Source organism: Thioalkalivibrio sp. (assembly GCF_041690275.1).
Lineage (GTDB): Bacteria > Pseudomonadota > Gammaproteobacteria > Ectothiorhodospirales > Ectothiorhodospiraceae > Thioalkalivibrio.
This window is the reverse complement of record NZ_JAWLHP010000061.1, coordinates 1-17,058: the sequence shown is the minus strand read 5'-3', so window position 1 is coordinate 17,058 and position 17,058 is coordinate 1. Positions and strand designations below refer to the sequence as shown.

General features: G+C 67.0%; 13 protein-coding genes. 10 read left to right on the top strand and 3 right to left on the bottom strand.

Features of this window, described 5'->3' with window-relative positions; genetic code table 11:
- From ACESMN_RS11335 to ACESMN_RS11295, 9 genes are all read left to right on the top strand, one after another.
- Positions 1–1,349: extracellular solute-binding protein (locus ACESMN_RS11335; RefSeq protein ID WP_373053711.1), on the top strand; the 1,349-nt coding region annotated here is incomplete at its 5' end.
- 42 nt (positions 1,350–1,391) lie between these two features.
- A complete protein-coding gene (locus tag ACESMN_RS11330) occupies positions 1,392–2,711 on the top strand; it encodes an acetyl-CoA carboxylase biotin carboxylase subunit family protein (RefSeq protein WP_373053710.1) in 1,320 nt (439 codons plus the stop codon).
- Between the two features lie 320 nt (positions 2,712–3,031).
- The gene (locus tag ACESMN_RS11325) at positions 3,032–4,408 is read left to right on the top strand and encodes a nicotinate phosphoribosyltransferase (RefSeq protein WP_373053709.1); all 1,377 of its coding nucleotides are present in this window, start codon (positions 3,032–3,034) and stop codon (positions 4,406–4,408) included.
- Between the two features lie 128 nt (positions 4,409–4,536).
- Positions 4,537–5,106 (top strand): isochorismatase family protein, encoded by a 570-nt coding sequence (locus ACESMN_RS11320; protein ID WP_373053708.1) that lies wholly within the window; start codon positions 4,537–4,539, stop codon positions 5,104–5,106.
- The gene (locus ACESMN_RS11315; protein ID WP_373053707.1) at positions 5,099–5,725 is read left to right on the top strand and encodes a phosphoribosyltransferase; all 627 of its coding nucleotides are present in this window, start codon (positions 5,099–5,101) and stop codon (positions 5,723–5,725) included. The genes ACESMN_RS11320 and ACESMN_RS11315 overlap by 8 nt, the downstream gene beginning before the upstream one ends.
- A 144-nt stretch (positions 5,726–5,869) precedes the next feature.
- On the top strand, positions 5,870–6,784 hold the full coding sequence (gene ppk2, locus ACESMN_RS11310) for a polyphosphate kinase 2 (protein ID WP_373053706.1): 915 nt from the start codon (positions 5,870–5,872) through the stop codon (positions 6,782–6,784).
- A 187-nt stretch (positions 6,785–6,971) separates the two neighbouring features.
- On the top strand, positions 6,972–7,769 hold the full coding sequence (locus ACESMN_RS11305) for a fumarate reductase cytochrome b subunit (protein WP_373053705.1): 798 nt from the start codon (positions 6,972–6,974) through the stop codon (positions 7,767–7,769).
- Positions 7,766–9,748 (top strand): fumarate reductase flavoprotein subunit, encoded by a 1,983-nt coding sequence (locus ACESMN_RS11300; protein WP_373053704.1) that lies wholly within the window; start codon positions 7,766–7,768, stop codon positions 9,746–9,748. Before ACESMN_RS11305 ends, ACESMN_RS11300 begins: the two co-directional genes overlap by 4 nt.
- Complete coding sequence (locus ACESMN_RS11295) at positions 9,745–10,518, top strand: fumarate reductase iron-sulfur subunit (RefSeq protein WP_373053703.1); 774 nt, start codon at positions 9,745–9,747, stop codon at positions 10,516–10,518. The genes ACESMN_RS11300 and ACESMN_RS11295 overlap by 4 nt, the downstream gene beginning before the upstream one ends.
- A gap of 420 nt (positions 10,519–10,938) precedes the next feature.
- On the opposite strand, the gene ACESMN_RS11290 is transcribed toward ACESMN_RS11295, so the two are convergent.
- From ACESMN_RS11290 to ACESMN_RS11280, 3 genes are read right to left on the bottom strand one after another with little or no spacing between them, the layout of a single operon-like run.
- The gene (locus tag ACESMN_RS11290) at positions 10,939–13,110 is read right to left on the bottom strand and encodes a RelA/SpoT family protein (RefSeq protein WP_373053702.1); all 2,172 of its coding nucleotides are present in this window, start codon (positions 13,108–13,110) and stop codon (positions 10,939–10,941) included.
- Between the two features lie 51 nt (positions 13,111–13,161).
- Positions 13,162–15,660: an ABC transporter permease gene (locus tag ACESMN_RS11285; protein WP_373053701.1), complete on the bottom strand. Its 2,499-nt coding sequence runs from the start codon at positions 15,658–15,660 to the stop codon at positions 13,162–13,164.
- The gene (locus tag ACESMN_RS11280; protein ID WP_373053700.1) at positions 15,657–16,376 is read right to left on the bottom strand and encodes an ABC transporter ATP-binding protein; all 720 of its coding nucleotides are present in this window, start codon (positions 16,374–16,376) and stop codon (positions 15,657–15,659) included. The genes ACESMN_RS11285 and ACESMN_RS11280 overlap by 4 nt, the downstream gene beginning before the upstream one ends.
- On the opposite strand from ACESMN_RS11280, the gene ACESMN_RS11275 reads away from it, so the two are divergent.
- The gene (locus ACESMN_RS11275; RefSeq protein WP_373053699.1) at positions 16,375–17,004 is read left to right on the top strand and encodes an arylesterase; all 630 of its coding nucleotides are present in this window, start codon (positions 16,375–16,377) and stop codon (positions 17,002–17,004) included. The two genes, ACESMN_RS11280 and ACESMN_RS11275, sit on opposite strands and share 2 nt — an antisense overlap.
- Positions 17,005–17,058 lie beyond the last annotated feature (54 nt).

Here is a 17,058-nt window from a genome sequence, read left to right as displayed (position 1 = left end):
CCGAAGAAGGCGCGCTGATCATCGGTACCTGGGGCGGTAGCTACGAGGCCGCTCAGCGCGAGATTCTGTTCGCCCCGTTCGAGCGTGACGGAAACGGGACCATCACAAGCGTGCCGTACTCCGGGGGGCTGAGTATCCTGCACGCCGAGGATCCGCCGGACCTGGTGGACATGTCCATGAGCGAGGCGATGGCCGCCTGCGAGGCCGGTCTGCTGCAATCGCTGGAGGGGCTGGAGCTGCCTCCGTCCGCTGGCGGCATCCCGGCGCGGGACGACTTCCTGCCCGGGTCGCGCGAGCGATGCGCGATCACCCACACCATCTTCGCCACGGTGATCGCCTACAACCGTCAAGCCTTCGGCAGCGTGCGCCCCCGTAGGCTGCAGCACCTCTTTGATCTCGACGAATTTCCGGGACCGCGCGCGCTCCAGGCCACCCCGGCCGGGAACCTTGAATGGGCCCTGCGTTCACTCGGCGTTCCCCGTGCAGAGCTCTACAGCGTACTAAGCACACAGCGAGGTCTGGATCTGGCGCTGGACCAGCTCGATACCCTTTCCGGGTCGATCCGCTGGTGGCGGGACGGCGACGAGCCGGTAAGGATGCTGGAGACCGGCGAAGTGGTGATGGCCTCGGGTTTCAACGGACGCTTCTTCAACGCGCGCCTGGACCACGGAAGCCCGATCGAGATCCTCTGGGATGGCCAGCTCCAGGAACGGCAGACCTGGGTCATTCCGCGCGGCGCCGCCCGGCCGGACCGCGCCCGGGAATTCATCCGTTACGCCACCGGCACCGAACCCCTGGCCAGACTGGCGGAACGCATGGCCTATGGCCCGGCGCGGCGATCCGCGTTACGCCTGGTGGGCCGTCACCCGCAGGCGGGCATCGATATGGGGATCCAGCTACCAACGCATCCCTACAACGCGGAGTCCGCAATCAAGAAGGACGCGCAGTGGTATGCCCAGACCTATCATCGCGTCCTGGACCGGTTCGAGGCCTGGCGCGCGGGCACCGCCGCACAGCAGACAACGGGGCCTGACCAGGGCAGCCTCCACCCCGTTTCGATGGTGATCCCGGGCAGCGAACGCCGCAACAGAGACGCGATCCGAAGCGGGCCCGGGACCGCGCACAGGAGCGCGGCTGCAGGCAACGGCAGGAGCGCGCAGGCATCACCGGCCAGGGACATTGGCCGGGGCGGGGTGATGGAGGGAGGGCCCCGTCTATATACTCAATGGGAGGTGCGGCACGACGGGACAGCATCGCGCGCAACCTCGTCCAGCGCGAGCCCGATCAACTGGCTGCCACGTCCGCCGTGTTCTGCCGGGAGCATGGAATCGCCCCGGTTGTCTCAATAAAAGAGTTCAAGCGGTGCGGGTCAAAACAAAGGAGTGTGGTGGATGAAGAACATCTTTGTAATGGGACTCGACGATTTTAACCTGAAGCTGCTCGAGACCATCGACGAAGGGGGTGAGTACCGCTTCCAGCGCCTGTTCCAATACTCCGAGGTGGTTCGCCCGGAGAGCGGCACGTACCCGTCGATCGATGAATTGCGGGAGCGCGCGCGCGAGATCTTTGCCGCCGCGCCCGGGGGTGTGGATGCGGTGATGGGCTTCTGGGATTTTCCCACCACCGTGTGCGTTCCGCTGTTCGCCCGGGACGCGGGCCTGCCCGGCCCGTCCCTGGAGGCGGTCACGCGGTGCGAGCACAAGTACTGGTCCCGAACAGAGCAGAAAAAGGCGCTCGGCGAAATGATTCCGGACTTCCAGGCGATCGACCCCTTCGCCGACGACCCTGCGGGACAGGTCAGGATCCGCTATCCGTTCTGGATCAAGCCAGTGAAGGCGCACTCCTCGTTTCTGGGCTTCTTTATCGACTCGGCACAGGCCCTGGAGAAGGTGATTCCCGAGATCCGGGAGAAGATCGGCGTGGTGGCGCGACCGTTCAACGAGTTCCTGGCCCATGTCGACCTGCCCCCGGAGATTGCCGAGGTCGATGGCTACCACTGCATCGCCGAGGAGATCATCTCCTCGGGGGTGCAGGCGACCCTGGAGGGCTATGCCTGGAAGGGCGCGGTGCAGGTATTCGGGGTGGTGGATTCGATCCGGTCCGGCAGGCATCGCTCGAGCTTCTCGCGGTACCAGTACCCCTCGAAGCTGCCGCGTCGGGTCCAGGCGCGCATGATCGAGGCGGCGCGCAGGCTGATCCGGGCCATCGACTATGAGGGCGCGCCCTTCAACATCGAGTTCTTCTGGGACCACAGGAACGATCGCATCTGGCTGCTGGAGGTCAACTCGCGGATCTCGAAATCCCATTCGCCGCTGTTCCTGATGGTCGATGGTGCGACCAATCAGAAGGTGGCTCTGGATCTCGCGCTGGGCCGGCAGCCGCAAATCCCCTACCGCCAGGGACGCCACAAGCTGGCCGGGAAGTTCATGATGCGCCTCTTCAAGGACAAGATCGGCGATGGTGTCGTCGAGGCGGTCCCCAGCCAGGAGGACCTCGACCGGATCGCCGAGGCCTATCCGGAGGCGCGCGTGGATCTGCTGGTCAAGGAGGGCACGCGCCTGGGCGATCTGTCGTTCCAGGACAGCTACAGTTACGAGATCGCGGTGGTGTTTCTCGGCGCCGACCGTCAGAAGCAACTGCTGGACCGCTTCAAGAGGGTTGAGGAATTCCTCAAATTCGATATCCGTCCGACCTCCGGGGGCGCGGACTGAACATTGCAGGCATCTTTCCCGGTGGGGACATCGAGGAACAAGCCGCGAGCCCGGTTGCCTATGATTCAGGGATGCCGCGAGCATCCGATACGGCGATGCCGCCGTCTGCGCGAGGGCCGCAATCGAGGGCTTGATCTTGTCGATCGTCACTGCCACGCGCTCTGCAGCCGCCGGTGTCGGGATTCCCTGCAGCCTCGGATCGTGATTCCGCGTTCGCTGTCGCCGCCCGGAAGGGCGGGTGCGCACCGCAGGGCGCCCGGAGGCGGACCGTCGTCGGTCGAATGACCGGCCATTCATGGTTGCCACGGAGGTATGAACGCATGAACCGCGCAGATCGAGAGGCACCGGTCACGGCCTGTGATCAGGAGCTGGCCCTGTTCACCGACCTCTACGAACTCACGATGCTCCAGGCCTACGTGGAGGAGGACATGCACGAATCAGCCGTGTTCAGCCTCTTCGTGCGCAGGGTGCCGCCGGGGCGCAACTACCTGCTGGCCTGCGGTCTCGATTCGCTGCTCGGCCAGTTGGAGGATCTTCGCTTCGAGCAGAGGGATCTCGATTATCTGGGATCACTGGGTCTCTTCTCCGACCGGTTCCTGGGCTGGCTCGCGGACATGCGATTCACCGGTGACGTGTACGCGGTGAAGGAGGGCACACCGGTGTTCGCCAACGAGCCGATCCTCGAGATCGTCGCGCCGCTGCCGGAGGCGCAACTCGTCGAGACCCTGGTGATGAACCAGATCCACTTGCAGACCGTTCTGGCCACAAAGGCCGCGCGGCTGGTGAGCGCGGCGGCGGGGCGTCCGGTCCTCGACTTCGGTGCCCGACGCATCCACGGCCTGGACGCCGCGATCAAGGGTGCCCGGGCCTTCCATATCGCCGGCGTTGCGGGAACCTCCAACGTGCTGGCGGGGCGGATCTACGGGGTTCCGGTGCGCGGCACCATGGCACACAGCTACATCCAGGCCCATGGCACGGAGTACGAGGCCTTCGAGGCCTTTACCCGCCTGTATCCCGACACCGTGCTGCTGGTCGATACCTACGACACGCTGGAGGGGGTCCGGCGGGTGGCGGACCTGCGGGACCAACTCGGTGAGCAGTTCCGGGTCGGCGCGGTGCGCCTGGACTCCGGCGATCTGGACGCGCTGTCCCGGGAGGCCCGGCGCATCCTGGATTCCGCCGGCCTCGACGGCGTCGAGGTCTTCGCCAGTGGCGGCCTGGATGAACACGAGATTCAGCGCCTGGTCTCGGCGGGCGCCCCGATCGATGGTTTCGGTGTGGGCACGAGCATGGGGGTTTCCAGTGACGCTCCCGATCTCGATATCGCCTACAAGCTCGCGGAGTACGCGGGGCAGGGGCGGTTGAAGCTCTCATCCGGCAAGCCCATCCTGCCCGGGCGCAAGCAGGTGTTTCGCGAACAGCGCGACGGCATCTTCACGGGCGACGTGATCGGACGCCATGACGAGGACGGACCGGGCGAACCGCAGCTTGCAAAGGTCATGGAACAGGGCCAACGCCTGAACAGCCACGAGCGCGACCTCAACCGCCTGCGCGAGCATGCGGCCGCCTCGGTGGCAGGATTGCCACAGGCGGTCCGTGCAATCGCGACAGCTGAACCCCCGTACCCTGTGCGCGTGAGTGACGCCCTGGCCGAGCATCAGCGCGCGGTCCGCGAGGCCGTCGCGGGCGAGGGATGAGAGACGGGGGACGGGGGGACAGAGCGGCGCACCGGGGACAGATCGGCAAATCTGTCCCCGGTGCTGGCCTGCAAGCGGGAGAGGAGGGCGGTGGTGCGCGACTTTCACATTGACGAAGGAGGAGGGCCATGACAGCCCCGGAATTCCAGAACGGCGATGCCCTGATGCTCATCGACCTGCAGAACGATTTCTGTCCGGGTGGCGAGTTGCCCATTGAGGGTGGTGACGAGGTGGTGGAGGCCGTGAACCCCTGGATCGAAGGGGCACAGGCCGCTGGCATTCCCGTGTTCGCGTCGCGGGACTGGCATCCGCAGGAACATATCAGCTTCAAGGCGCAGGGTGGCGAATGGCCGCCTCACTGTGTACAGGACACGGACGGGGCCGCGTTCCACCCGCGGCTCCGGCTGCCCACGGATACGGTCAAGGTGACCAAGGGCGTACGCTTCGATCAGGATCAGAACTCCGCGTTCGACCAGACCGGGCTCGCCGATGAGCTGCGCCGCCGTGGCGTCTCGCGCATCTGGATCGCGGGGCTGGCTCAGGACGTCTGCGTGGAGGCCACCGCGCTGGACGCAAGGCAGGAAGGCTTCGCGGTCATGCTGTTCGCACGGGGAACACGCCCGGTCAGCGCCGAAGGCGGACGCAAGGCGCTCGAGCGAATGCGCGAGGCCGGGGTGGAGGTGGTGACCGGTGGCTGACACGTCCACGATGCCGGTGCGGCTCATCGGCCTGGACGAGGTGGTAGAGGCCTGCGATCGGGTGGCGCGGGCCCTGCGCGGTGCGGATGTGAAAGTGGACACGGTGGTGGCCATTGCGCGGGGTGGCTTCATGCCCGCACGGTTTCTCTGCGACTTTCTGGATATCTCGCGACTGCTGAGCATCCAGATCGGCCACTACGAGGCCGGTGCGCAGTCTGCCGGGGGGGTGACAGTGGAATACCCGCTCGGTGGAGACATCGACGGTCGGCGGGTGCTACTGGTGGACGATGTCAACGACAGCGGTGATACACTGCAGGCGGCCCTTGCCTATCTGGGTGACCAGGCGCCCGCCGAGCTGCACAGTGCCGTTCTCCACGAAAAATCCACCACCATCCGTCGCGCCGACTTCAAGGCCGAGATGATGCGGGAGTGGCGCTGGGTGTTGTATCCCTGGGCCGTGGTGGAGGACGTGGGACAGTTCATCCGGGACATGGACCCGATTCCCAAGACCCGGCAGGCCATCCACGACGCACTGCGGGAACGCCACGAGCTGGTCCTGGACCCGGGCCAGCTCGAGCGCGTGATCCGCTACGGCGGTCTGGCGGTCGACGACCCGTAGCCGGAATGGTCGTGATGATCTGCGGACGGCACCAAGCAGGAAATTCTGCCGGGCGACGAGCCACGGATGGCCTGCGGCGCCCCCACGATTCATGGTTACGGACCGGGTATACTGCCGGGATCATACGAATCCAAGGGGGCAGACATGATGGACAAGCCGATCGACCGGGGTGGGGCGGACCAGGACACGCCACCGGAATCGGTCGATGAGCTGCTGCAGGAACGCGCCGAGCTTCGGAAATCCCTGGCCGACCTGAAGCGCGAGACGCGCAGCGCGGTCGCGCGCAGGCGGCACGAGCAGGCGCTCAAGCCGTACCAGGCGGAACTCATCCGGATGCAGAAGCAGCTGGAAGAGACCCAGCAGCGGATGATCATCCTGTTCGAGGGTCGCGATGCCGCCGGCAAGGGGGGCACCATCCGGCGGATCACGCGCTACATGAACGAGAAGCACTACCGGGTCGTCGCGCTTGGCAAACCCACCGAGCACCAGCGGTCGCAGTGGTTCTTTCAGCGCTACGTGGAGCAGTTTCCGCACGGGGGGGAACAGGTGCTGTTCGACCGCAGCTGGTACAACCGCTCGATGGTCGAGCCGGTCTTCGGGTTCTGTACCGACGAGGAGTACGAGAACTTCATGCACGGCGTGGTCGGCTTCGAGAAGGACCTCGTGCGCCAGGGCACGATCCTGATCAAGCTCTACTTCAGCGTAACCAAGGATGAGCAGGCCCGGCGTTTCGAACGCCGCAAGACCGATCCGCTGCGCCAGTGGAAGCTGTCGGAGATCGATGTGCAGGCGCAGGACCGCTGGGACGATTTCACGCACCAGAAATACGAGATGCTGCGCCAGACCCACACCTCGTGGGCGCCGTGGACCATCATTCGTTCCAACGACAAGGCCAGGGCCCGGCTGAACGCGATCAAGGTGATCCTGAACTCGGTCCCCTATCAGCGCCTGGACCCGCAACTCGACTTTGTACCGGATCCGGAGGTCGTCGTGTCCGGGGCGCGCGAACTCGAGATCATGAACGCCCAGATGCTGCGCGAGGGGCGCTTCACGGTGTGACCTCTCGAGGCCCGGGGCGCCCGCCTGCGCGCCCCGGGCCCTGCCGGACCAATGCGAACAGCCGCCGGTCCACCCCTCGTGACATGGATCAATACCCACCCGGAGGGCCTGCTTCTAGTATGGGGCGGTCGGGCTGTCCGTTGCCGGCCCGTCATCCTTGACTCCTCCCCAGAAGAAAGGTGGGTTGATGGGCATTCCGAGTGATCTTGCGGTTGGTGCGGCGTTGACGAAGCGCCGCAGTGGCAGGTTCTGGCCGGCCCGGCTGGATTTCCTGGAAAGTGCGTCCGGGCTGTTCCTGGCGCTGTTTCTCTGGGTGCATCTCTTCGCCGAGGCGTCGATCCTGCTGGGCAAGGACGCAATGTACCGGGTGACGATGTTCTTCGAGGGCTATTACATCTTCGGAACGCCCTATCCGATCATCATCACGCTGTTCTCCCTGTTCATTCTGGCGGTCGTCGTGCTGCATGCGGTCCTCGCGGTGCGCAGGATCCCGGTCAGCTACCGCCAGTACCGGGTCTACCGGGACCATCACAAGCTGATGCACCACGAGGACACCAGCCTGTGGTGGGTGCAGGTCTACACGGGGTTCGCGCTGTTCTTCCTTGTGTCGGTGCACCTGTACACGATGATTTCGCAGCCTGCGAATATCGGGCCGTACGCCTCTTCCGACCGCGTGGTCAGCGAGTGGATGTGGCCGTTATACGTGCTGCTGCTGGTGACCGCGGTGGTCCACGCGGCGGTGGGGTCCTACCGGGTCGCGGTAAAATGGGGCTGGCTCCCGGCACGCGACCCGGCGGTTGGACGGCGACGGCTGAAGTGGCTGATGCGCGGCTTGATCGTGTTCTTCCTGCTGCTGGGATTCACCTCGCTCGGGGCCTACATGAAGATCGGAATCGAACATCGGGACCAGGTCGGGGAGCGTTACGTACCCACCTGGCAGCAGGAATCGACACCACCGGCCGGAGACATGGGGGTGAGGCCATGAAGGTCGTCTACACGGACGTGCTCGTGATCGGCGGCGGTCTCGCGGGATTGCGCGTCGCCGTTGGCGTGAAGCGGCGCGGGCTCGATGCGCTGATCCTGAGTCTCGTTCCCGCGAAGCGGTCGCACTCGGCCGCGGCCCAGGGCGGTATGCAGGCCAGCCTCGGCAACAGCGCGATGGGGGCGGGTGACAACGAGGACGTGCACTTCGAGGACACGGTGCGTGGCAGCGACTGGGGCGCGGACCAGCGCGTCGTGCGCATGTTCGTGAATACCGCGCCGAAGGCGGTTCGTGAGCTCGCGGCGTGGGGCGTGCCCTGGAGCCGCGTGGCGCGGGGCGACCGCGAGTCCGTGGTGAATGCGCAGAAGATCACCATCACCGAGAACGACGATGCCCACGGGCTGATTACCGCGCGGGACTTCGGCGGCACCAAGAAGTGGCGCACCTGCTACACCTCGGACGGGACCGGGCACACCATGCTCTATGCCCTCGGCGACCAGACCATCGCCCACGGGATACCGGTGCTGGAGCGGCAGGAGGCCCTGTCCCTGATCCACGATGGCGGGCGCTGTCACGGGGCGGTGGTGCGGGACCTGATCACGGGTGAGCTCACGGCCTACCTGGCCCGGGCCACGACGATCGCGACCGGTGGCTATGGCCGCATCTACAAGGTCTCCACCAATGCGATCATCTGCGAGGGAACCGGGATCGCACTGGCGCTGGAGACCGGCGTCGCGCCGCTTGGGAACATGGAGGCCGTGCAGTTTCACCCGACCGCGATCATTACCGCGGGCATCCTGACCACCGAGGGCTGCCGGGGCGACGGCGGTGTGCTGCGCGACGTCGATGGCCACCGCTTCATGCCCGACTACGAGCCCGAGAAGAAGGAACTCGCTTCGCGCGACGTGGTGTCCCGGCGGATGACCGAGCACATGCGCAAGGGAAAGGGCGTGCCCTCCCGTTACGGCGAGCACCTGTGGCTGGACATCACCGGGCTGGGCCGCGCGCACATCGAGAAGAACCTGCGCGAGGTGAAGGACATCTGCGAGTACTTCCTCGGCATCGACCCGGTGACCGAGTGGATTCCGGTGCGGCCGACCCAGCACTACTCGATGGGGGGCATCCGGACCGATCACACCGGCCAGAGCCCGACCCTGAAGGGCCTGTTCTCCTGCGGCGAGGCCGCCTGCTGGGACCTGCACGGCTTCAATCGCCTCGGCGGCAATTCCGTGGCCGAGACCGTCGTGGCGGGGATGCTCGTCGCCGAGTACATCGCGGACTTCTGCGAGTCGGAGGCGGGAGCAGTGAGCGTGGGGTCGGATCTGGTGCGCCACTTCATCGAGCGCGAGCAACGGCGGCTGGACGAACTGCTCGGCCGCGGCGAAGGAGAGAGCGCCACCGAGCTGCGCGACCGGATGGAGGCCGTGATGATGGACAAGGTCGGCATCTTCCGTACCGGAGAGGAGCTGGAGAGTGCGGTCAGCGAGCTGCGCGAACTCCTGGTGCGCAGCCGGAACATCGCGGTCCGGACCGGGACGCGAGGTGCCAACCCGGAACTGGTGACCGCCTACCGCGTGCAGAAGATGCTCAAGATCGCGCTGTGCGTCGCGCAGGGGGCGCTGTTGCGGACCGAGAGCCGCGGTGCCCATTTCCGCGAGGACTTCCCGCAGCGCAACGACCGCGACTGGCTGAAGCGCACGCTCGCCACCTGGGCGGACGAGGCCGACGATCTGCCATCCATCGGCTACGAGGACATCGACGTGAACGCGATGGAACTGCCCCCCGGGTTCCGCGGCTACGGCACGCGCAACCACGTGGATCATCCGGACACCGAGACCCGGCTGGCCGAGGTCGAGCAGATCGTTGACGGGCTGGGCGCTGCGGATCGCTTCCGGCGCCAGGAGGCATTGATGGAATATGCCTCCCTGTTGCCGGAGAAGTACCGGGGTCGTAACGAACGTCTGCTGGAGAAGCTGCCATGACCGGGAACGGGGAAGCGGTGGCCCGGGGCGAGGGCGCCGCGGGCCGCCGTCTCAGGATCAGTGTGCTCCGGTACAACCCGCAGGATCCGCAGAGCCGGCCGCACCTGCAGACCTTCGAGGTTGAAGAGGCCCCGAGCATGACCCTGTTCGTCGCGCTGAACGACATTCGCGACCACCAGGAGCCATCGCTGCAGTTCGATTTCGTATGCCGGGCCGGTATCTGCGGCAGCTGCGCAATGCTGATCAATGGCCGTCCGGGCCTGGCCTGCCGCACGCTGACCAGCAGCCTCGGCGAGCGGATCACCCTGGCTCCGCTGCCCTTCTTCGAATTGATCGGCGATCTGTCGGTGAATACCGGCAAGTGGATGCGGGGCATGAGCGAGCGGCTTGAGGCGTGGATCCATGCCTCCGGTGAGGTGGACATCGCACGGCTCGAAGAGCGGATGGAACCGGAGCTCGCCGAGCAGATCTACGAGCTGGAACGCTGCATCGAGTGCGGCTGCTGTCTCGCGGCCTGCGGCACTGCACGCATGCGGGAGGGCTTTGTCGGCGCGGTCGGACTGAACAAGATCGCCCGGCTGCGGCTGGATCCCCGCGACCGGCGTTCCGATGCGGACTACTATGATCTGATCGGGGATGATAACGGTGTCTTCGGCTGCATGACCCTGCTGGGTTGTCAGGATGTCTGTCCGAAGAACCTGGACCTTCAGACTCAGATTGCCTACATGCGGCGGAAGATGCTGCGCGCAGCGATCCTGCCGGCGAGCTGATACACACCCCGCCCGGAGTGTGCGTAGTCCCTGATCACGGCCGCCCCTCGGGCCTGCCCCGAGCGCAACGGCCGTGGTCTCAGTCCCACACCAGCACGAAGATCGATACCAGGATCGGGGCGCCGGCCACGACCGCGAGGGTCACCAGGCACAGCGTGCATTCCTTCAGGTTCTTGAGCTTTAGGATTCGCATGACCGTTCAGCAGACATTTGGCGTGCGGGAAGATGCCACAAGCCGGATCGGATGACAGGTTTCCATCCGATCACTCCGTGAGTTCGCCCGCCCCTGGCGCGTGGGCCGGCCGAGAGGTGAAAAGAGGCGGCCTCCATGTCCTGAAGAGGCGGCAGGGTCGCGCGTTTCTGAACGGCGCGGACCGGTCCGGGCCCGCATCGCGCCGCGGCCTTCGGAAGGCGACGGATTCATCGCCGGGCCCGGTCCACGGTCGAGCGGCGCCGGACGCTGTACACGTTGGGCAGGGCCTGGATGCGGTCGAACAGCCCGCTGAGCTGGCTCAGGCCCTCCACCTCCGCGGTCAGTTCCATGTGCACGGAACGGTCCACCGGGTGGGTTCGGGTCTGAACCGCCAGCAGGTTCACGTTCGCATTCGCGAAGACATTGCTGATGTCCCGTAGCAGGCCGGGCCGGTCCTGGGCCTCCACGATCATGTCCACTGCCTGGGTCGGGGCCTCCTCGCCCCAGCTCACCGGGATCAGCCGGGGACGCTTCTCCTCCGGCAACCGCAGAATGTTCACGCAGTCCCGGCGATGTACCGAGACGCCCTTCCCGCGGGTGATGAAGCCGATGATCGGGTCGCCCGGCACGGGGTTGCAGCAGTTGGCAAGGCTGGTCAGCAGCCCGCCGACGCCGCGGATGTGAATGTCGCCGCCTCCGGCGGGCTTCCCGTCGCGCACGGGGCGGCGCCGCGGCCGCAGCGCCGGGATCGGTATCGCCGCATCGACCTGCAGCTTCTGGGCGACCTGCGCCGTGGTGAGATCTCCCGCGCCCAGCGCAATCAGCATGTCAGCGGGGCGGCGGTAACCCAGCCGGGTGGCCAGATCCTCCTGGTCCAACTGGCTCACGCCGAGCCTCTGGCACTCCCGGTCCAGCAGGCCGCGCCCGTTCGCGAGGTGTTCTTCCTGGTTCTGCTGCCGGAACCAGCTGCGCACCTTGTTGCGCCCGCGGGTGGTCTGCAGGTAGCCCAGGCTCGGGTTCAGCCAGTCGCGGCTCGGACCGCCTTCGCGGGTGGTCAGGATCTCCACCCGCTGCCCGGATCGCAGACGGTAGGTCAGAGGCACGATCCGGCCGTCCACCTTCGCGCCACGGCATCGGTGACCGACCTCCGTGTGCACGCCATAGGCGAAGTCCAGCGGCGTCGCGCCCGCGGGCAGGTCCAGCACCTCGCCGCGGGGCGTAAGCACGAAGACCCGCTGGTGCAGTACCTCGCTCTGGAACTCCTCGAGCAGGTTCTGATCGTCCTCGCCGGACTCCAGAAGCTGCCGCAGGGAGGCAATCGCGCGGTTCAGCGCCTGGTCCTCGCGCCCGCCCTCCTTGTAGCGCCAGTGCGCGGCCACCCCGAGTTCCGCGAACTCATGCATCGTCCGGGTCCGGATCTGGACCTCGACCACCTTGCCCTCCGGACCGATCACCGCGGTGTGCAGCGACTGATACCCGTTGTCCTTGGGGTTGGCGATGTAGTCGTCGAATTCGCGCGGCAGGTGCGGCCAGTGGTTGTGGACGATGCCAAGCACGGTATAGCAGGCCGAGAGGTCGTCAACGATTACCCGGGTCGCGCGGAGATCCGTCAGCTCCTCCAGTACGACCTGTTTCTTCTGCATCTTGCGCCAGATGCTGTAGATGTGCTTGGGGCGTCCATAGACCCGCGCCTTCACTCCCCCGGCCTCCAGGGCCTTCTGCAGATCGCGCGTGAAGGTGTCGACATAGGCCTCGCGGGCACGCCGGTTGGCGTCGAGACCGTTGGCGATCTCCCGGTAGGCCTCCGGCTCGAGGATGCGCAGCGAGAGGTCCTCCATTTCCCACTTCAGGGAGCCGATCCCGAGACGGTTCGCGAGCGGTGCAAGCACGTCGAGCGTCTCCTGGGCCAGCAGGGCCGCATCGGGCTCGTTCCGTTTTGCCGCAAGGCGCAGGTTCTGCAGTCGGAACGCCAGCTTGATCAGCACGGCGCGGACGTCGTCCACCATCGCCAGCAGCATGCGCCGCAGCCGCTCCGCCTGCTCCGGGCGCCCGGTCGGGGCCTCGAAACGCCGCCGGACGAGCTCGCTGACGTTCTCGGTCAGGCGCGTGACGACCTCGCCGAACTGCTGGGTCATCTGTTCGTGGGTAAGGCGACGGGCAAAGACCGCCGGGATCAGCAGCGTGGCGATCAGGGTCTGGCGGTCGACGTTCAGTCCGCGCAGGATTTCGGCGACGTCGAGCGGATGGGTCTGCAGCCCGGACTCGTCGACCGAATCCAGTGCGTGGGTAATGGCCGCAGTCAGCTGAAGGTCGGGGGCGTCCGTGCCGGCGAAGTGCCGGACCAGGGCCGAGCGTTCCATCCCCTGCAGCTTCTGATCGGTCAGCAGTGAGTGACGCATGGGATCAGTATATCCGGCCGCCCGGGAAAACACCTCGCCCGGCGCGGTCCGTCACTCGGGGCCGCGCAGCACCCGCAGCGGGGCGAGGTCGAGTACGCGCCGGGTGCCCAGCCAGCCGGCCAGACCGATGCCCAGGGTGCCGCCGGCAATCCCGAAGAGGAAGGTCATCGGGTTGACCGAGTATTCGAACCCGAATACCTGCCACGCGAGCAGTCCGCCGACCGCGCTCGCTATCACCGCTGCAAGAAGTCCCGAGAGCAGCCCGAGGGTGCCGAACTCGGCGAGCAGCCCGTTGCGGATCTGCTGGCGCCGGGCGCCAAGGGTCCGCAGGAGTGCGGTCTCGCGCCTGCGCACCTCCCGTGTGGCCTGCACGGCCGCATACAGCACCGTGAGCCCGGCGAACAGCGTGAACAGGAAGACGTACTCGACGGCGCGGGTGGCCTGTTCGATCACGGAGCGGACCTGGGCGAGCAGGGCGCCGACGTCGATCGCGGTCACTGCGGGGAACTCGCGCAGCCAGCGGTTCTTCTCGGCCTCCATCGAATCGGGCAGGCGGATGCTGGTGATGTAGGTCTGTGGCTGGTCCTCCAGGAGCGCAGGCGGGCCGATCACGAAGAAATTCACCTTGAAGCTGTCCCAGTCGACCTCGCGGATGCTGGTGATGCGGCCACTGAGCCGGGTGCCCGCAATGCGGAAGGTCAGTTCGTCGTCCAGGCTCAGTCCGAAGCGCTCCATCAGGCCACTCTCCAGCGACCACTCGCCGGCCGGTGGCGACGGGTCGAACCAGCGGCCGGCGACGATGCGGTTGTGTGCCGGCGGTTGCTCGGCGTACGACAGGTTGAACTCCCGTTCCAGTAGGCGCCGGGCACGCTCGTCCTCGAAATCCGCGGCCGAGACCCGCTCGCCGTTGATCTCCACCAGCCTCCCGCGGATCATCGGCTCCATGGTCGGGCGTTCCAGCCCCGCGTCCTCGATGCGATCGGCGAATGCCGACTCCTGTCCTGGCTGGATATTGATGAAGAACAGGTTCGGGGCATCCGGCGGGATGTTCTGCTCCCATGCGGAAAGCAGGTCCACACGCACGATCGCGAGCAACAGCAGCGCGAGGATGCCGATGCTGAAGGCCACCATCTGGATCGCGCTCAGGCCGCCGCGCCGGGAAAGATTCGCGAGGCCGAAGCGCATCGCCATGCCCCCCCGGTTGCGCAGCGGACGCAGCAGGATGATCAGCAGCAGTCCCAGCGCCCCCAGCACCAGCAGTGCGATGCCGGTGCCCACCAGCACCCACGCGGCGAGCGCGGGATCGGCCGACTGCCAGTAGAGCAGCGCGCCGAAGGTGATCAGCGCAAGCGACGCGGACAGCCATGTCGATACCGGCGGCAGCCCCAGGTCGCGCTGCAGCACGCGCAGGGGCGGTACCTGGCCGATGCGCAGCAGGGCCGGGAGCGCGAAGCCGGCGGCGGTGACCAGCCCGACGCCCATCCCGGCGACCAGCGGGCGCCAGCCGGGCGGGGGCAGCTCGGTTGCCATCCAGTCCGCGAGAAGCCCGCTCAGCACGAATTGCGCAGCAAAGCCCAGTGCCAGGCCCGCAACGCTGGCGGCGGCGGCAATCGCCAGTACGCGCAGGAAATAGAGTCGCAACACCCGGTGCCGGCTCGCGCCGAGGGCTCGCATCACGGCCGCTGCATCCGCGCGCTGGTTCGCGTAGTGGTGCGCGGCTACCGCAATCGCCGCGCCGGCCAGCAGTACCGCCATCAGGGAGGCCAGTCCAAGGAAGCTGCGCGCGCGGCTTACCGCCTCACGCAGCTCGGGATTCGCATCCTCCAGATCGAGCAGGCGCTGGCCCGCGCTCATCTCGGTCTTCAGCCAGCTGCGCAGGGACTCCACCCCGGCCGGTGGCCCGGCGGCGAGAAACTGATAGCGGACCCGGCTTCCCGGCCCGATCAGTGCGGTCCGTTCCAGGTCGTCGAAGTGGATCAGCAGCCGCGGAGCGATGTCGAAGAGGCGACTGCCGCGATCCGGCTCCAGCACAATCTCTTCGGCCAGATCCAGCGTCAGGTAACCCAGCTCAACCTGGCTCCCGGTCTCCAGCCCCAGAGACAGCAGCAGCGCGCCGTCACCCCAGGCCTCGCCAGGCCTCGGCCCGCGGCCAAGGCCCACCGGCTCCGGCTCAGCCTGCAGCTGCACCTCGCCCCTGAGGGGCCAGTCCTGATCCACCGCCCGCACGGAGACCAGTTGCGACTCGTCGTCGGGCGTGAACAGCACGCTGGGCAGCGTGGCGCTGCGGGTCGCGCTCAGGCCCCGGTCGCGTGCCTCTTGCAGCCAGTGATCGGGGATCGCGGAATCCGAGACCACGGCAAGGTCGCCTCCCAGCAGGGTCGCCGCCTGCTGGGTCATGCCGCGGTCCACGCGATCGGTGAAGAAACCGACGGCCGCGACCGCCGCGACGGCAATCACCAGCGCGGCCGCCAGCACGCGCAGCTCCGGACTGCGCCACTCGCGCAGGGTGCCGCGCAGGAAGGCGGCCCCGCGCCTGCGCGCCCGCGTCACTCCAGCACCCCGTCGCGGATGTGGGCCACGCGGTCGCAGCGCCGTGCCAGCGCCGGATCATGCGTGACCAGCACGAGCGCGGCCCGGGGTCCCCCCGTGCTGCCGTCGCTGCCGGGTCCGGCCAGCCCGAACAGCAGGTCGATGATCCGCGCGCCGGTCTCGGCGTCGAGGTTTCCGGTGGGCTCGTCGGCGAACAGCACCGCAGGCCGGTCGACGATCGCCCGTGCGATCGCGACGCGCTGCTGCTCTCCGCCGGAGAGCTGGTGCGGGTAGTGGTGGGCCCGTGCCTCGAGGCCCACCTGTTCCAGCGCGGTTTGGGCGCGCACAGTGAGATCGCGCGCGGAGACCCGGTCGTTGCCCGGGTTGAGTTCCAGCGGCAGCAGTACGTTCTCGAGCGCGGTGAGCGCGGGCAGCAACTGGAAGGACTGGAACACGAAACCCACCCGTCCGGCGCGCAGCGCGGCGCGCCCATCTTCGTCCAGCTGTCCGATATCTTCCCCGAGCAGCCGAACTTCTCCTGCGCTCGGGGCGTCCAGACCAGCGAGGAGACCCAGCAGGGTCGACTTGCCGGAGCCGGAGGCGCCAAGGATCGCCAGGCTTTCACCGGGCTGGACCGCGAGGGACAGGCCACGCAGGATCTCCAGGGAGCCGCTCGGTCCGTGGATCCGCTTTTCGAGGCCAGTGGCCTCCAGTACGGAGTTTGAGGATGCATCCATGTTTCGTTTCCTGATCACAATGGTTCTCGCGTTGCTATGGAGTGTTTCCGGCGCCGGTAATTCCCACGATGTGCATCGAATCCTCGTGCTCGGCGATTCACTCAGTGCCGCGCACGGGATCGATGGTGACGCGGGCTGGGTCTCCCTGCTCGAGATGCGACTCTCGGAGCGCGAGCCGCGCTGGGATGTCCGCAACGCCTCCGTCGGCGGCGAGACCACTGCGGGCGGGCGCAGCCGCTTGCCGGGGCTGCTGGACGAGACACACCCGGATGTCCTGATTCTGCAGCTCGGCGGCAACGATGGCCTGCGCGGCCTTTCGCTTCGGGCGATGCGCGGAAACCTCGAGGCGATGCTCGACGCCGCGGAAGCCGCGGGCGCCGAGGTGCTGCTGGTGGGGATCGAGATCCCTCCAAATTACGGGCCCATGTACACCGACCGGTTCCGCTCGGTCTTCTCCGATCTCGCGGCCGAGCGAGACCTTGCCTTCATCCCCTTTCTGCTCGAGGGCGTCGCGCTGGAGCCCGGGATGATGCTTGATGATGGCATTCATCCCGGCGCGGAGGCACAACCCCGCATCCTGGAAAACGTCTGGAGCGAACTCGAGCCCATGCTGGACCGGCTCGAGTAGGCAAGACCGGCCGCCTGGTAGGAGCGGCCTCTGGCCGCGATGGCCCCGGGCACC